This window comes from Mycobacterium appelbergii (assembly GCF_032883035.1).
GTDB lineage: Bacteria > Actinomycetota > Actinomycetes > Mycobacteriales > Mycobacteriaceae > Mycobacterium > Mycobacterium appelbergii.
This window is the reverse complement of the sequence record NZ_JAMQTH010000011.1, coordinates 168,848-185,035: the sequence shown is the minus strand read 5'-3', so window position 1 is coordinate 185,035 and position 16,188 is coordinate 168,848. Positions and strand designations below refer to the sequence as shown.

General features: G+C 67.2%; 14 protein-coding genes and 1 pseudogene. 6 read left to right on the top strand and 9 right to left on the bottom strand.

From position 1 onward, the window contains the following. The first annotated feature begins 84 nt into the window (after window positions 1-84). Window positions 85-1,908, top strand: a complete 1,824-nt coding sequence (locus M1247_RS24685) for an AMP-dependent synthetase/ligase (protein ID WP_317159028.1) — start codon at window positions 85-87, stop codon at window positions 1,906-1,908. Here M1247_RS24685 and pimB read toward each other — a convergent pair. The 4 genes from pimB to M1247_RS24665 form a co-directional block, all read right to left on the bottom strand. Then, window positions 1,905-3,050 (bottom strand): GDP-mannose-dependent alpha-(1-6)-phosphatidylinositol monomannoside mannosyltransferase, encoded by a 1,146-nt coding sequence (gene pimB, locus M1247_RS24680; RefSeq protein ID WP_317159027.1) that lies wholly within the window; start codon window positions 3,048-3,050, stop codon window positions 1,905-1,907. The genes M1247_RS24685 and pimB overlap by 4 nt on opposite strands. A gap of 18 nt (window positions 3,051-3,068) precedes the next feature. Then, entirely contained in the window at window positions 3,069-3,914 is an 846-nt protein-coding gene (locus M1247_RS24675; RefSeq protein WP_317159026.1) for a peptidase, read from the bottom strand. Then, the gene (gene ripC, locus M1247_RS24670) at window positions 3,883-5,019 is read right to left on the bottom strand and encodes a peptidoglycan hydrolase RipC (RefSeq protein ID WP_317159025.1); all 1,137 of its coding nucleotides are present in this window, start codon (window positions 5,017-5,019) and stop codon (window positions 3,883-3,885) included. The genes M1247_RS24675 and ripC overlap by 32 nt, the downstream gene beginning before the upstream one ends. 153 nt (window positions 5,020-5,172) lie before the next feature. Continuing rightward, a complete protein-coding gene (locus M1247_RS24665) occupies window positions 5,173-5,415 on the bottom strand; it encodes a hypothetical protein (RefSeq protein ID WP_317159024.1) in 243 nt (80 codons plus the stop codon). A 113-nt stretch (window positions 5,416-5,528) separates the two neighbouring features. Here M1247_RS24665 and M1247_RS24660 point away from each other — a divergent pair. Continuing rightward, window positions 5,529-7,439 (top strand): annotated as a pseudogene (locus M1247_RS24660) (DEDD exonuclease domain-containing protein); the annotation flags it as partial. On the opposite strand, the gene trpD reads toward M1247_RS24660, so the two are convergent. After that, the gene (trpD, locus tag M1247_RS24655; RefSeq protein WP_317159023.1) at window positions 7,377-8,471 is read right to left on the bottom strand and encodes an anthranilate phosphoribosyltransferase; all 1,095 of its coding nucleotides are present in this window, start codon (window positions 8,469-8,471) and stop codon (window positions 7,377-7,379) included. The pseudogene M1247_RS24660 and the gene trpD overlap by 63 nt on opposite strands. A gap of 113 nt (window positions 8,472-8,584) precedes the next feature. Here trpD and ctaE point away from each other — a divergent pair, with 113 nt between their 5' ends. The 4 genes from ctaE to qcrB are packed head-to-tail and all read left to right on the top strand — an operon-like array spanning window position 8,585 to window position 12,835. Then, entirely contained in the window at window positions 8,585-9,196 is a 612-nt protein-coding gene (gene ctaE / locus M1247_RS24650) for an aa3-type cytochrome oxidase subunit III (protein ID WP_317159022.1), read from the top strand. Window positions 9,197-9,231: 35 nt separating this feature from the next. Continuing rightward, window positions 9,232-10,038, top strand: coding sequence for a cytochrome bc1 complex diheme cytochrome c subunit (gene qcrC, locus M1247_RS24645; protein ID WP_458695250.1), 807 nt, complete (start codon window positions 9,232-9,234; stop codon window positions 10,036-10,038). Further along, window positions 10,035-11,201, top strand: a complete 1,167-nt coding sequence (qcrA, locus tag M1247_RS24640; RefSeq protein ID WP_317159021.1) for a cytochrome bc1 complex Rieske iron-sulfur subunit — start codon at window positions 10,035-10,037, stop codon at window positions 11,199-11,201. The genes qcrC and qcrA overlap by 4 nt, the downstream gene beginning before the upstream one ends. Further along, the gene (qcrB, locus tag M1247_RS24635; protein ID WP_317159020.1) at window positions 11,198-12,835 is read left to right on the top strand and encodes a cytochrome bc1 complex cytochrome b subunit; all 1,638 of its coding nucleotides are present in this window, start codon (window positions 11,198-11,200) and stop codon (window positions 12,833-12,835) included. Before qcrA ends, qcrB begins: the two co-directional genes overlap by 4 nt. 219 nt (window positions 12,836-13,054) lie before the next feature. Here the strand turns inward: qcrB and M1247_RS24630 are convergent, their stop codons facing one another. From M1247_RS24630 to ctaC, 4 genes are all read right to left on the bottom strand, one after another. Then, a complete protein-coding gene (locus tag M1247_RS24630) occupies window positions 13,055-13,645 on the bottom strand; it encodes a DUF2561 family protein (protein ID WP_317159019.1) in 591 nt (196 codons plus the stop codon). Next, window positions 13,645-14,526, bottom strand: a complete 882-nt coding sequence (locus M1247_RS24625; RefSeq protein WP_317159018.1) for an MmpS family transport accessory protein — start codon at window positions 14,524-14,526, stop codon at window positions 13,645-13,647. The genes M1247_RS24630 and M1247_RS24625 overlap by 1 nt, the downstream gene beginning before the upstream one ends. Window positions 14,527-14,707: 181 nt before the next feature. Beyond that, entirely contained in the window at window positions 14,708-15,127 is a 420-nt protein-coding gene (locus M1247_RS24620) for a cytochrome c oxidase subunit 4 (RefSeq protein ID WP_317159017.1), read from the bottom strand. A gap of 9 nt (window positions 15,128-15,136) precedes the next feature. Further along, entirely contained in the window at window positions 15,137-16,174 is a 1,038-nt protein-coding gene (gene ctaC / locus M1247_RS24615; protein ID WP_317159016.1) for an aa3-type cytochrome oxidase subunit II, read from the bottom strand. Window positions 16,175-16,188: the final 14 nt, after the last annotated feature.

The window sequence follows — 16,188 nt, the reverse complement described above, 5'->3', positions numbered from 1 at the left end:
GCTTCACATATGCGCTCACTGGGGTCTGCAGAGGCCGACTAGGCTGACCGCAAAGCCCCTATCACAAGCCTGGAGGCCAGGATCGTGCGTGAGTTCAGTGTTCCCGCATCGTTCACCGTCGGCGAGCACGACAACATTGTCAGCTCGGTGTTCAGCCACGAGGCCGACGACCCCGACCACGTGATCTTCCGGCGCCTGGTCAACGGCGCCTGGGCCGACGTGACCTGCGCCCAGGCGGCCGGCCAGATCCGTTCGACAGCACTGGGACTGATCGCCGAAGGGGTCAAGCCCGGTGACCGGGTGGCGGTGTTGTCGGCGACCCGTTACGAATGGCCGATCATCGACTTCGCCATACTGGCCGCCGGCGCGGTCACCGTTCCGGTCTACGAAACCTCTGCGGCCGAGCAGGTGCGTTTCGTCCTGGACAACTCCGCCGCGGTGCTGGTGTTCGCCGAGACCGACGCGCACGCCGAGACTGTCGAGCAACTCGCCGGTCAGCTGCCCCAGTTGCGCAAGGTGTTCCGGATCGACGGCTCGACCACGCCTGCGCTCGAAGCGCTCGCTGAAGCCGGCGAATCGGTCGACGCTGCCGAGCTGGACAAGCGGTTGGCGGGGATCCGTGCAGCCGACCCGGCCACCCTGATCTACACCTCGGGCACGACCGGCCAACCCAAGGGCTGCCAGTTGACGCACTCGAATCTGGTCTACGAGATTCGCGGCGCCAAGGACTGCTTCCCCAGCCAGCTCGCCAAGGGCGAGCGGATGCTGGTGTTCCTGCCGCTGGCCCACGTGCTGGCGCGGGCCATCACGATCGCGGCCTTCACCAACAAGGTCACGCTCGGCTTCACCAGCGATATCAAGAACCTGGTCCCGACCTTCGGCGTGTTCAAGCCGACGCTGGTGGTGTCGGTGCCGCGGGTGTTCGAGAAGGTGTACAACACCGCCGAGCAGAACGCGCGAAACGACGGTAAGGGCAAGATCTTTCAGATCGCGGTCGACACCGCGATCGAGTGGAGCAAGGCGCAGGACACCGGGAATGCGGGACTGCTGCTGCGGGCCAAACACGCGGTGTTCGATCGGTTGGTGTACGGCAAGCTGCGGGCCGCGCTCGGCGGTGACTGCCATGCCGCGATCTCCGGCGGCGCACCACTGGGCGCGCGGCTGGGCCACTTCTACCGCGGGGTCGGGCTGACCATCTACGAGGGCTACGGGCTGACCGAAACGAGCGCGGCGATCACCGTGAACCGCGTCAATGACCTCAAGGTCGGATCGGTCGGAAAGTTGGTGCCCGGCAACAGCATGCGCCTGGGCGATGACGATGAGCTGCTGGTCCGCGGCGGCGTGGTCTTCGGCGGCTACTGGAACAACGAGGCCGAGACCGACGCGGTCTTTTCTGCGGACGCGAGGAGCAAAAACGCCACGGACGGGTGGTTCCACACCGGCGATCTCGGCGCCATCGACTCCGACGGCTTCCTCACCATCATCGGCCGCAAGAAGGAGATCATCGTCACCGCCGGCGGCAAGAACGTGGCACCGGCGATCCTGGAGGACAAGCTGCGGGCCCACCCGCTGATCAGCCAGGCCATGGTGGTCGGTGATGCCAAGCCGTTCATCGCCGCCCTGATCACCATCGATCCGGAGGCATTCCCGGGCTGGAAGCAGCGGAACGGCAAGGCGGACAACGCCACTGTCGGCGATCTGGCCGAAGATCCGGATCTGGGCAACGAGGTCGAACTGGCGATCAAGGATGCCAACGGGGTGGTGTCCAAGGCCGAGGCGATCCGCAAGTTCCGCATCCTGCCGCTGGATTTCACCGAAGACACCGGCGAGTTGACGCCGACGCTGAAGGTCAAGCGCAAGGTGGTGGCGCAGAAGTTCGCCGCCGATATCGAAGCGCTGTACGGCTAGCCGGACAGCAGTTCGGCGAGGCGGGCACCCTTGGCCCGCCACTGCCAGTTGTCCACCGCCCAGTGCCTTCCTGCCACGCCCATCGCGGCCGCGCGCGCCGGATCTGCCAGCAGATCACCGACCGCAGTGGCGATCGCGCCGACGTCGGTGCCGTCGACGACCGCACCGGTCTGCCCGTCCAGAACGGTCTCGGGCGCCCCTCCAGAAGTGCCCGCGACGACCGGCACCCCGCAAGCCGATGCCTCCAGGTAGACAATCCCGAGACCTTCGACGTCCAGGCCGGCGCCCCTCGTCCGACACGGCATGGCGAACACGTCGGCCATCGCGTGGTGTGCGGGTAGCTCCGCGGCGGGCACTCCGCCGGTGAACACGATGTGCTCGGCCACTCCGTGGGTGTGCGCCAACCGCTGCAGCGTGTCCAGGTACGGGCCGCCGCCGACGATGACGAGGGTGGCCCCCGGCACCCGGCGGCCGATGGCAGGCATCGCCCGGATCAGCATGTCCTGGCCTTTGCGAGGCACGAGCCGGGACAGGCACACCACCACGGGGCGCTCCCCCAGCCCGTAACGGTCACGCATGGCCGCCCTGGCGGAAGGATCAGGGGCGAAACGTTCGGTGTCGACTCCCGGCGGCAGATGCTCCAGTGCCGCATCAGGTCCGAACGCAGAAGCGAACCGGCTTCGGGTGTAGCGGCTGACGAACGTGACGACGTCGGCATCGTCGCCGATGCGGCGCAGGGCGCTGCGCGCCCCCGGCAACATCGACCAGCCCACCTCGTGGCCGTGGGTGCTGGCCACCACACGCGATGCCCCGGCACGGCGGGCCAGCGGCCCCAGCAAAGCCAGTGGGGCGGCGGCCCCGAACCACACCGTGTCGATCTGATGTTCGGCGATGAGCCCGCGCATGCGGTTGGCCACGATCGGCTCCGGCACCATCAGGGTCGTGGCATGACGCACCACGGTGTAGCCCGCGTCCTGCTGCGCTGCGGCGTCGAACTGGTCGGACCCTTTCCACTTCGGGGCGTAGACGGTCAGTTCGTGCGAGCCGATCCGCAGCAGTTCTCCGACGAAGGCCTCCAGGTACGACTGGATCCCGCCACGGCGCGGCGGAAAATCGTTGGTAACCAGCAGGACCCGTGTCATCTGAGCCACGCTATCGGCTCAGCCGGCCAGCCAGTGACGCCACCCGGTCAGCACCCCGTCGATATCGGTGCCCAGGGTCTGCCGGACCGCGCTCGGCACGTCGGGATGTCCGAACCCGCACGCCTTCAGGTACAGCTCACGCAGGGTCTGCGCACCGTATCGGTCGGCAACGTAGCGGGCGAACCACCAGGCCCGGTCATAGGCCTGCGACCGGACGGCTCCGGGAGTGTCGAGATCGGCATCGGTGGGCAACCGTGCCAGCGCTGCGGCCTGCGTCGGGCCCGGCAGCGCCGCCGGTGGCCGGCCGACGTAGTCGGCGACGCCTTCGGTGAGCCAGCGCGGCGCGTCCGCGGCGGTACGTGCGCGGGCCGCATAGTGGAACAGTTCGTGGCGCAGCACGATTCGTAGCGTGGCCGGGCTCATCTGGGCGGCGCGCGGCGAGAACATGATGTGTTGCGCGGTGGTGGTGGCGGCGATATCACCGCCACCGCCGGTCAGCGCGCGGAACTGATCATCGGATCCGGCGGCGACGATCACGATGTCCCGCGGCCAGTCAGGTCCCCAGAACTGCGTCACCGCAGCGGAGGCGCCCGGCAGCTCCGCGACGACCTGCTCCAGCAACGCAGCCGAGGACGACCCGCCGAGTGCGAGGAACTGCGCGGTGCGCCCATCCGGCAGCACCGAGGTGCGCGGCCCCGAAACCGGAGCGGGTTTGGACGACGGGGAAACGGTTGCGGTCGTGGGAACCTGGGCGGGCGGTGGCGCGGACGGCCACAGCAACGCGACCGCCAGGCTCAGCTCGGCCAGCAGCGCCAGGGCCAGGACCCAGCGATCAGTACCGGCGGATGTTGTGGATCGGCGCATTGTTGACCGGGGCGACCCGTACCGGGGTGCCGTAGGTCGACGCGTGCACCATCATTCCGTCACCGATGTAGATGCCCACATGTGATGCGTCCGAGTAGTACGTCACCACGTCACCGGGCTGCATCTGATCCTGGGAGACCGCTTGCCCGCCGGTGGCCATGGCCTGGCTGGAGTGCGGCAGCGAGATGCCGACGTGCTGGAACGACCACATCACCAGACCGGAGCAGTCGAACTGGCCGGGACCGGAGCCGCCCCAGGAGTACGGCGAACCGATCCGGCTCAGCGCCGCCTGGATCACAGTGGCCGAATGGTCGCTGGGCGATCCACCGGGAATGGCAGCCTCCGGCGGTGCCACGTCGCCGGGCGGAATGCCTTCGGGCGCCGAGGCCAGCACACCGGGATCGTTGGCCGGCGGCAACGCATCGGGCGCGGGGACCGGCGGGGGCGGGGTGGCGGCGAGTGCCTCGCGCTGCCCCGGGGTCAGTACCTGGTACTGCGACTTGACGACGGCGATCTGCACCTGCAGCTGACTCTGCTTGGACTGCAGATCGGCGCGCACCGCGGCGGCCTGCTCGGCGGCGGTCTTGGCGTCGGCCGCCGACTTCGCCGAAGCCTGCTCGGCGGCAGCGGCCTTGTCTCCCACCGAACGGAAGTTCTTCATCTGCACGGCCATCTCGGTGGCCATCACGCGCTGAACGGCGAGCTGTTCGATCAGCTGCTGCGGCGAATCAGCGGTGAGGATCGCGTCCAGACCCGAGGTACGACCGCCCATGTACTGGGTGGCGGCGACCTTGTTCACCGAAGACTGGAACGTGGCCAGCTGCGCCTTGGCCTCGTCCACCGCCGCGAGGTCTGTCGCGTGCTTGTCGTCGGCGGCCTTCTGCGCGGCCAACTTGTTCTTGAGGTCGAGTTGCGCCGAGTGCATCGCTTCGGTGGTCTGCTCGGCCTGTCGGGAAAGCTCGGTCAGCTTGGCCAGCGCGTCCTCGGCCGGATCGGCCTGCGAGCTGCCGGCCATGAGTCCGGAAATGACGGTCAAGCCCGCTATGGCACCTGCGATGGATCGCTTGAAACGACTTGTGGGCCGGTGCGCGCGAGCGTGCCTCAAGTTATTCGTCCTCACAACTGGCGATAGCGAGCCGCCTCGAACTGCTCTTAGGTCTCAGATAGGTTACGAAACGGCAACGGGGTTGTCCAACGGAAGATGCAAATTTAACAGCCCGCCGACCATATCTTCCTGTGAGCCTGCCGGCGCGTGTCGTCAGGCGACTCCGGTATTGCGGTTCCGGTGAATCGGCACGAGCCTCAGCCGCGGGGCCATCCCCACGTCAGCGAGCACTTCCAGGGCCTGACGCTCATCGCCGGACAATGTTTCGGGCACGCCGAGCAATACGCTGACGACGCAGTCCTGACAACCGGGCCCGCGGACCGCACAGTCGTCACAGTCGATGGTCACGCTGCCGGCGTCGGGCACCCCGCCGTCGGGCAGTTGCGCATATGTCATCTTGACCGTCCTCTCGATCGGTTTCGAGCGCACGGTATCGCCGGGTACCGACAAGCTTCGCCACCGCGGGACACGCATGATCCTGTCGGTGCCGGTGCGTACGGTCCGGTGACATGGGCCAGCGCCGCGTCGCCGATACCGGGCAGTTGGCGCTGGATCTCGATGCGGGCCTGGATTCGGTCTCGTTGGCCGACACCACGTTCGTGGTGGTCGACCTGGAAACCACCGGTGGCCGGGCGAGCGCGGCCGAGCCGGGCGGCCCCTTCGACGCCATCACGGAGATCGGTGCGGTGAAGATCCGCGGCGGTGAAGTGCTCGGCGAGTTGGCCACCCTCGTCGACCCCGGCCGCGCCATCCCCCCGAAGATCGTCGAGCTGACCGGGATCACCACCGCGATGGTGTGCGATGCGCCGAAAATCGACAGCGTCCTACCCACGTTCCTTGAGTTCTCGCGGGGCGCGGTCCTGGTCGCGCACAACGCAGGGTTCGACATCGGGTTCCTTCGGGCCGCCGCCCAGCGCGCGCAACTGAACTGGCCGAAACCGCCCGTGCTGTGCACGGTGCGGCTGGCGCGGCGGGTGCTGACGCGTGATGAGGCGCCCAGTGTCCGGCTCTCCGAGCTGGCCCGGCTGTTCAGTGCCTCGACCACACCGACCCACCGGGCCCTCGACGATGCGCGCGCCACCGTCGACGTCCTGCACGCACTGATCGAACGGGTCGGCAACCAGGGCATCCACACCTATGCGGATCTGCGCGCGTACCTGCCCAACACCACTCCGGCCCAGCGTCGCAACCGGGCGCTGGCCGACCAACTACCCCGCCGCCCCGGCGTATACCTGTTCCGCGGACCTTCCGACGAGGTGCTGTACGTGGGCACCGCGGTCGATCTGCGTCGACGGGTTCGGCAGTACTTCACCGGCGCCGATCCCCGCGCCCGGATGAAAGAGATGTCGTCACTGGCCCGCGCGGTCGACCACGTGGAATGCGCGCACGCCCTGGAGGCCGGTGTGCGCGAGTTGCGGCTGCTCGCCGCACACGCGCCGCCCTACAACCGCCGGTCGAAGTTTCCGCACAAATGGTGGTGGGTGGTGCTCACCGATGAGGCGTTTCCGCGTTTCTCCACCGTCCGCAATCCCAAACACGGCAACACCGTCGGCCCGTTCTCCTCCCGGGCCGACGCCACCCAGACCGCGGCGCTGCTGGCCCGGTTCACCGGCGTGCGCACCTGCACGAAACGGCTGGGCGCCGCAGCTGCGCACCGGTGTCCCGAACTTGAGGTGTCCCCATGTCCGGCCCCGCAGAGCATCGGTGCATCGGAGTACGCCGAGGCATCCCGGCGCGCGGGCGCACTGATCGACGGGTCCGACCACACCGCGCTCACGGCGGCGCTGGCCCGCATCTCCGAACTCGCCGCGGCCAACCGGTACGAAACCGCGGCGCGGTTGCGCGATCACGCCTGCGTGGCCATCGAGGCGCTCTGGCGGGGCCAGCAGTTGCGGGCACTGGCGACCCTGCCCGAGCTCGTGGCCGCCCGCAGTGACGGCGACGGCGGGTGGCACCTGAGCGTCATCCGGTACGGACAGCTGGCGGCCGCGGGCACTGCGCGCCGGGGCGTGCCGCCGATGCCGGTCGTCGATGCGATCAGCGCGGCCGCCCAGGCGGTGCTGACGACGCAGGCACCGCTCGGCGGTGCCCTGGTCGAGGAGACCGCGCTCATCGCCCGCTGGTTGGCGCGGCCGGGGGTGCGCATCGTGCGGACTCGCGGACGTGAGGAGCAATCAGAATTCTGCGGACGTGAGGAGCAATCAGGTTTCTGCGGACGTGAGGAGCAATCAGACGTCCAGCCGGGTTATGCCACCCCGATCGGCGCCGCGGGCGTCTACGCGGAGTGGGCCGCCGCAGCACGCTCCGCCCGGCTGGCGGCGCAGCAGCCGGACGCGAGGAGCAGAGACTTCCTCAGCTCAGAGCTGTTGACCGAACCGCACCCATCGCGCGAGCAGTTTTTCGGCCGCACCGGAGTCGATGGCCTCGGCGGCACGCGCGAGCCCGGCTTCCCACGCCGGAACCCACTTGGCGTCGCTGGCTAGCCCGGCGTGGGCGACCATCGCCCCGGCCGCGTTGAGCACCACCGCATCACGGACAGCGCCCTTGACGCCGCCCAGCACCGCCCGCACCTCCTCGGCGTTGGCGGCGGCGTCACCACCGACCAGTTCACTGATCTCGGCACGGCGGAAGCCGAACGCGGCCGGATCGAACGTCAACCGCTCCACCGTGCCGGCCTGCACGCGCCAGATCGTGCTGGTCGTCGTGGTGGTCAGCTCGTCGAGGCCATCGTCGCCGTGGACCACGAGCACGCTGGAACCGCGGGAGGCGAGCACCCCCGCCATCACCTCGGACAGGTCAGCCCAGGCACAACCGATCAGCCCGGCCCGGGGCGTGGCCGGATTGGTCAGCGGGCCCAGCAGGTTGAACACCGTCGGCACCCCGATTTCCCGGCGCACCACGGACGCGTGCTGATAGGAGGGATGGAACTGGGGCGCGAACGCGAACCCGATCCCGACCTCGACCACGCTTCTGGCCACCTGCTCGGGTCCCAGATCGATGCGCACCCCGAGCGCCTCCAGCGTGTCGGCCCCGCCGGACAGCGAGGACGCCGCCCGGTTGCCGTGCTTGACCACCGGGACACCGCAGGCCGCCACCACGATCGAGGCCATCGTCGACAGGTTGACCGTGTTGGCGCCGTCACCGCCGGTGCCGACGATGTCGACGGTTTCGGTGCCGATCACATCCGTCGGCACCCGGCGCGCATGCGACAGCATGATGTCGGCCAGCTCGGTCACCTCGGCCGAGGTGGGCCGCTTCATCTTCATGGCCACGGCAAAAGCGGCGATCTGCGCGGGAGTCGCCACTCCGGTCATGATCTGGTCCATCGCCCATGCCGTGTGACCGCCGGGCAGGCTCTGGACGGTGGTCAACCTGCCGAGGATGTTCGACCACGACGGCCCCTCCGGGGGTCGCGGCGTTGACGGGTAGGGCGACGAGGATCCTGTGGACACCGCCGAATGCTATCGCCCGCACCGCATACCACCGGCACCTGTTGCGACACGAATCCGACCAATTGCTCGACCCGGGTGGAGTTCGACAACTACAAAGCGTCATACTTGCGGATGTGACGAGCGCTGTAGGGACCTCGGGAACCGCCATCACGTCGCGCGTGCATTCGCTGAACCGACCCAACATGGTCAGTGTCGGCACGATCGTGTGGCTTTCCAGTGAGTTGATGTTCTTTGCTGGGTTGTTTGCGATGTATTTCACCGCGCGGGCGCAGGCCGACGGTGACTGGCCGCCGCACCCAACCGAGCTGAATCTGGCGCTCGCGGTGCCGGTCACGCTGGTGCTGATCGCGTCGTCGTTCACCTGCCAGATGGGCGTGTTCGCCGCCGAGCGCGGCGACGTCTTCGGCCTGCGCCGGTGGTATGTCCTCACCTTCCTGATGGGCCTGTTCTTCGTGCTCGGTCAGGGCTACGAGTACATCCACCTGGTCGAGCACGGCACCACGATCCCCGGCAGCGCGTACGGGTCGGTCTTCTACCTGGCCACCGGTTTCCACGGCCTGCACGTGATCGGTGGCCTTGTCGCGTTCATCTTCCTGCTGGCCCGCACGAAGATGAGTAAGTTCACCCCTGCACAAGCCACCGCGGCGATCGTCGTCTCGTACTACTGGCACTTCGTCGACATCGTCTGGATTGCACTGTTCGCCACCATCTACTTTGTCCGATGATCGGCTCGCCGATCGGTTCGATGAGAAGGGGTTCGATGACGACCAAGTCGCGCCGTCGGCTGCGTCGGCGATTGTCAGCAGGACTGCTGCTGCTGATCGGACTGGCAGTCGCGGGCGGTGTTGCGGCCACGCTGACGCCCACACCGCAGGTCGCTGTCGCCGACGAGTCGCAGTCGGCATTGCTGCGCACCGGCAAGCAGTTGTTCGACACGTCGTGTGTGTCATGCCACGGCGCCAATCTGCAGGGCGTGCCTGATCGTGGCCCGAGCCTGATCGGCACCGGCGAGGCAGCGGTCTACTTCCAGGTGTCCACCGGCCGCATGCCTGCCATGCGCGGCGAGGCGCAGGCACCCCAGAAGCCTCCGCACTTCGACGAGTCCCAGATCGACGCGCTCGGCGCCTTCGTGCAGGCCAATGGTGGCGGCCCCACCGTGGTTCGCGACGAGAACGGCGCCGTGGCCCAGGAGTCGTTGATGGGCTCCGACGTGGCCCGCGGCGGTGACCTGTTCCGCCTGAACTGCGCCTCCTGCCACAACTTCACCGGCAAGGGTGGCGCGCTGTCCTCCGGCAAGTACGCACCGGACCTCGGCGACGCCGAGCCGGCCCAGATCTACACCGCGATGCTGACCGGACCGCAGAACATGCCGAAGTTCTCCGACCGGCAGCTCTCCCCCGACGAGAAGCGCGACATCGTCGCCTACGTCCGCGAATCAGCCGAGACCCCGAGCTACGGAGGCTACGGACTCGGTGGCTTCGGCCCTGCCCCGGAGGGCATGGCCATGTGGATCATCGGAATGGTCGCCGCCATCGGCATTGCCATGTGGATCGGGGTACGAGCATGACCGACAACACTCCGAAGATTCCCAGCGACGCCGAACTGGCCTCGATGTCACGAGAGCAGTTGGTCGAACTCGGCGGCAAGATCGACGGCGTCGAGACGATCTTCAAGGAGCCGCGCTGGCCGGTACCCGGCACCAAGGCCGAGAAGCGCACCGAACGCCTGGTTGCGTACTGGCTTCTGCTCGGCGGCCTCTCGGGCCTGGCGCTGCTGTTGGTGTTCCTCTTCTGGCCGTGGGAATACCAGCCGTTCGGCTCCGAGGGTGAGTTCCTCTACTCCCTGGCCACGCCGCTGTACGGCCTGACCTTCGGCCTGTCGATCCTGGCGATCGGCGTCGGCGCCGTGCTGTTCCAGAAGAAGTTCATCCCCGAGGAGATCTCGGTCCAGGACCGCCACGACGGAAGCTCGCCCGAGGTCCACCGCAAGACCGTCGCGGCCAACCTCACCGATGCGCTCGAGGGCTCGACGGTCAAGCGTCGCAAGCTGATCGGCTTGTCGCTGGGAATCGGGCTCGGCGCCTTCGGGGCCGGCACGCTGGTCGCGTTCATCGGTGGTCTGATCAAGAACCCGTGGAAGCCCGTGGTACCCACCGCCGAGGGCAAGAAGGCCGTGCTGTGGACGTCCGGCTGGACCCCCCGGTTCCACGGCGAGACGATCTACCTGGCCCGTGCCACCGGTCGGCCCGGTTCCTCACCGTTCGTGAAGATGCGGCCCGAAGACCTCGACGCCGGCGGCATGGAAACGGTGTTCCCGTGGCGGGCCTCTGACGGCGACGGCACCACTGTGGAATCCGAGCATCACCTGACCGAGATCGCGATGGGTGTACGTAACCCGGTGATGCTGATCCGCATCAAGCCCGCGGACATGCCCCGGGTCGTCAAGCGCAAGGGCCAGGAGAGCTTCAACTTCGGTGAGCTGTTCGCCTACACCAAGGTCTGCTCGCACCTGGGTTGCCCCTCTTCGCTTTACGAGCAGCAGTCCTACCGGATTCTGTGCCCGTGCCACCAGTCGCAGTTCGATGCCTTGCACTTCGCAAAGCCGATCTTCGGTCCGGCCGCACGCGCCCTGGCGCAGCTGCCCATCACCATCGACAAAGATGGATACCTCGTCGCCAACGGCGACTTCATCGAACCCGTCGGACCGGCATTCTGGGAGCGCAGATCATGAGCCCTGACCTTGCCAAAATCGCAGCCGCCCAAGGCGATGCGATTGATTCGCGATATCACCCGTCGGCGGCGGTCCGACGTCAGCTGAACAAGGTGTTCCCCACCCACTGGTCATTCCTGCTGGGTGAGATCGCTCTGTACAGCTTCATCATCCTGCTGATCACCGGTGTCTGGTTGACGCTGTTCTTCGATCCTTCGATGGCACACGTCACCTATGACGGTGTGTACCAACCGCTTCGCGGTGTGCAGATGTCGCGCGCCTACGAATCGGCACTGGACATCAGCTTCGAGATCCGCGGCGGTCTGTTCGTCCGGCAGATCCACCACTGGGCCGCACTGATGTTCGCTGCCGCGATCATGGTGCACCTCGCCCGCATCTTCTTCACCGGCGCTTTCCGGCGGCCACGCGAGGCCAACTGGGTGATCGGCTCGCTGCTGCTGATCCTGGCGATGTTCGAGGGCTACTTCGGCTACTCGCTGCCCGATGACCTGCTCTCCGGAATCGGCCTGCGTGCCGCGCTGTCGTCGATCACACTCGGCATGCCGGTGATCGGAACCTGGCTGCACTGGGCACTGTTCGGCGGAGACTTCCCCGGCCAGATCCTGATCCCGCGCCTCTACGCACTGCACATCCTGCTGATCCCGGGCATCATCCTGGCGCTCATCGGCGCGCACCTGGCGCTGGTGTGGTTCCAGAAGCACACGCAGTTCCCCGGGCCCGGCCGCACCGAGACGAACGTGGTCGGCGTGCGCGTCATGCCGGTGTTCGCCGTCAAGTCGGGCGCGTTCTTCGCGATGATCACCGGTGTGCTGGGCCTGATGGGCGGTCTGCTGACCATCAACCCGATCTGGAACCTTGGCCCCTACAAACCATCTCAGGTCTCGGCCGGTAGCCAGCCGGACTTCTACATGATGTGGACCGAGGGTCTGGCCCGTATCTGGCCGGCCTGGGAGTTCTACCCGTTCGGCCACACCATCCCCGCGGTGGTCTGGGTGGCCGTGATCATGGGCCTGGTGTTCGGGCTGTTGATCGCCTACCCGTTCATCGAGAAGAAGGTCTCCGGCGACACCGCGCACCACAACCTGCTGCAGCGTCCCCGTGACGCACCGGTGCGCACCGCGATCGGCTCGATGGCGATCGCGTTCTACATGGTGCTGACGCTGGCGGCGATGAACGACATCATCGCGCTGAAGTTCCACATCTCGCTGAACGCGACCACCTGGATCGGCCGTATCGGCATGGTGGTGCTGCCCGGCATCGTCTACTACATCGCCTACCGCTGGGCTGTTTCGTTGCAGCGCAGCGACCGTGCGGTGCTGGAGCACGGCATCGAGACAGGCATCATCAAGCGCCTGCCGCACGGTGCCTACGTCGAGCTGCATCAGCCGCTGGGACCGGTCGACGACCATGGTCACCCGATCCCTCTGGAATACCAGGGTTCGGCGCTGCCGAAGCGGATGAACAAGCTCGGCTCCGGCGGTGCACCCGGATCCGGCAGCTTCCTGTTCGCCGATCCCGCCGTCGAGCACGATGCGCTCACCGAGGCCGCACATGCCTCCGAGCACAAGGCGCTGACGGCTCTCAAGGAGCAGCAGGAGCGAAACGGCGACGGGGAGACCAACGGTCACCACTGATCTGCCCCGCCGGTAGCTTCTCCGCAATCGCCGCAACACTCTCCACCGAGAGGTTGCGGCGATTGTCTTTTCCGCCGGAGGATCACTGTCCGCGCCGGTAACGCCACGGCGCTGGAACGGCAATATTCTCGCCGTGGCGTTACTGACGCGGTGTTGGGTTGGGCCACTCCCCTCCCCCCGCATCGCTCACCGGGGTTCGCCAGGTCGGGCCGAAACGACCTACACAGTCAGCGAATTGAGCTGACGCAGCGCTACTATGGGCAGCGAGATCATGCCGACGGTGATGAGGCCGGCAACGCCGAAGCAGCACCAGGCGGCGACGTCACTGTCGGTGGCCAGCAGGTAGGTGCCGATCCCCGTCAAGGCCGTCGCCACACCCATCGCGCACGCCACAGCCAACGTGTAACGCAGCCACACCTGTTCGACCGCGACTGCGGCCTCACCGTCAGGCCGGTACTGACTGACCGGGGCCCGCGCCGCCGGGTAGCCACCGCCACGCTCGGGTCGACGCGACGTCTGCTGTGCCCATCGGGCCGAGCTGCGGGCCGGCTGGCGGTTTCCGGCTTGGGACCGGGCCCGCAACAACAGCGGCACGGCGCCCGCAATGACCAGAACCGATATTCCAATGACGCCGTAGAGCAGCCACGGCGTGTCTGCGGACTCAGCGGCGGCTTCCGGGCGGGTGCTGCCCAGTTCGACCAGCGCCACAGCGGCGGCCACCCCGGCCCCCAGTGCCGCGAGCCACGCCACGACGGCGGTTCCGAGCAGCACCCGGTCAGTGTTGTCCAGATCGTCGAATGGCCCCGTCATCAGCAGGCTGTCTGTGCGGAGTTGTTGGCGTTGGAGGACAGCACCGTTCCGTCACTGGCGGTGATCGAGCAGTTCAGCCTGCTCACCAGGAACAGGCTCGATGCCTCGACCGAACCCACATCGGAATTGGAGATCGGGGTCATGGTGAAGGTCCACGGAATGTAGACGTTTCGCAGCGTCCGCCGGTTGCCGTTCCCGTCGACGTAGGTGATTGTGATGATGTCGCCGGGCGCCTTGGTGCCGGTGACCGAATACGTGACCTGCCGGGGACCCGCAGGCGTGGTGGTCGGGGCCGGCGGCGCCGTCGTGGGCGCAGGCGGTGGCGCTGCCTCACTCGGTGCGGGCGGCGGAGGCGGCGGCTCGGTGACCGTCACCGTCTCCGGAGGCGGCGGTGGAGGTGGCGCTTCCGACGTCGGCGGTGGCGGCGGTGGTGGTGCCGGCGGCGGCGTCGTGGTGGTGATCTCGTCCTGTACCGGCGGCGCGGAAGTGGTGGTGCTCGTCTCCGGTGTCGCCAGTGTGGCGGTCTCGTCGTCGCGGGTCACCAGCACCGCTACCGAGGCCACCAGCGCGATCGCGGCGACGATGGCGGTGATGCCGACCACCCACGGCCAGCGTGGCGGTGGCTGCTGGTCTACCAGCTCGGTGGCGGGGTCGTAGGAGTCGTAGTCGTACAGCGCCGAATCGGCGGGCACGTACGGGCCGCTGGTGAACTGCTCCGACTCGGGCGCCGAATACGCCTGCGAATAGAACTCGGTCTCTCCGGTGACCGCGTCGGTACCAGCAACCTGCTTCTGGTCCTCGGGTGCTGAGTGCTTCCCAGGTTGGTCATCCGGCAGATCCGGACCGAAGGCGTCCGGCTCAGTGGGATTCGGCCCGCTCATCTACGCCTATCCTTCTCGACTGCTTCACTGGCACACCGCAAGCCCGTTCGCAGTTGACAGTGCCCCGGCAACATTACCCAACCGGACGGCGAGAGTGATTACGGCGGTGCCGTGGGTCGGGGAACTGGTGTCCCGATTGTGACCTTGACCAGGCGGTCGGCAGGCACGGGCCCCAGTGGGGTCAGTGCTTTTCCGGGCCCCAGTAGTACTCGAAGACGAGCCCGGCGGCCGAGGTGAGCACAAAGCAGATGCCTGCGACCATCAGCCACGGCAGCCACAGCGCGGTCCCGACCGCGGCGGTCGAGAAGGACAGCGCGATCAGGATCGGCCACCAGCTGTGCGGGGCGTAGAAGCCCAGTTCCCCGGCGCCGTCGCTGATCTCGGCGTCCTCGTAGTCCTCGGGGCGGGTATCGAGCCGGCGCGCCACGAAGCGGAAGAACGTACCCGTGATCAGGGTCAGACCGGTCGTCAGCGCCAGGGCAGTGGTGCCGGCCCATTCCACGCCGCCGGTGGCGAACATCGAGGTCAGGACCGCGTACACCACTGTGGACAGGGCGAAGAAGGCGGTGAGGATCTCGAACAACCGAGCTTCAATATGCATGAGGTGTCCCTACTTGCTCGCCTGCGGTGCCAGCTCACCGCGTCGGGTGTCGAACGGGTGCGTGGTGGTGGCCAGCGGAGGCTGGTTGATCGCTTCCAGCGCTTCGGCATTGGTCTTGCCGGCGGCGCGCTGGTCGATGTAGGCCTTGAAGTCGTTGGGCTCCACCACTCGGATCTCGAAGTTCATCATCGAGTGGTAGGTGCCGCACATCTCGGTGCAACGCCCGACGAATGCGCCGGTCTCGTCGATCTTGCTGACCTGGAAGATGTGGTCAGAGTTGTTGGCCACCGGGTCCGGCATAACGTCGCGCTTGAACAGGAACTCGGGGATCCAGAAGCCGTGGATCACGTCGGCCGAGTTCAGTTGGAACTCGACGCGCTTACCGACCGGCAGCACCAGCACCGGGATCTCGTTGGAGGTGCCCAGCGTCTCGATCTTGTCGAAGTTCAGGTAGGTGCGGTCCTCGGGGTTGAGGCCGTGCACCGCGCCGACCTTCTCCTCGCCGTGCTCGTCGGTGCCTTCCGGCTTTGACGTCATCGCGGCCTTGCGCTCCGGGTCGGCGCCTTCGTAATTGAACGTGCCGTCGGTGTAGGCGACCTTCTGGTAGCCGAACTTCCAGTTCCACTGGAAGGCGGTCACGTCAATGACGACCTCAGGGTTGGGGTCCTTGTGCAGCATGCGTTCCTGCACCACCACGGTGAAGTAGAACAGCACCGAGATGATGAGGAACGGGATGACCGTCAGCACCAGTTCGAGCGGCATGTTGTAGCCGAACTGACGCGGCAACTCGGTGTCGGTCTTCTTCTTGCGGTGGAACGCGCTGGACCAGAAGATCAGTCCCCACACGATCGCACCGACCACGAACGACGCAATCACCGAGCCGATCCACAGCTCGCGGTTGAGTTTGCCCTCTGGGGTGATGCCGGTCGGCCAGCCGAGCGCAAGCGCGTCCGACCAGCTGCAGCCGCTCAGCAGCACCGCGGTGCCACCCAGGACAATTGACAATAACGCCGCCCGAGCCACCGGCCTCAGCCCGCGAGGTGTCACGTTGGCGCCTCCTA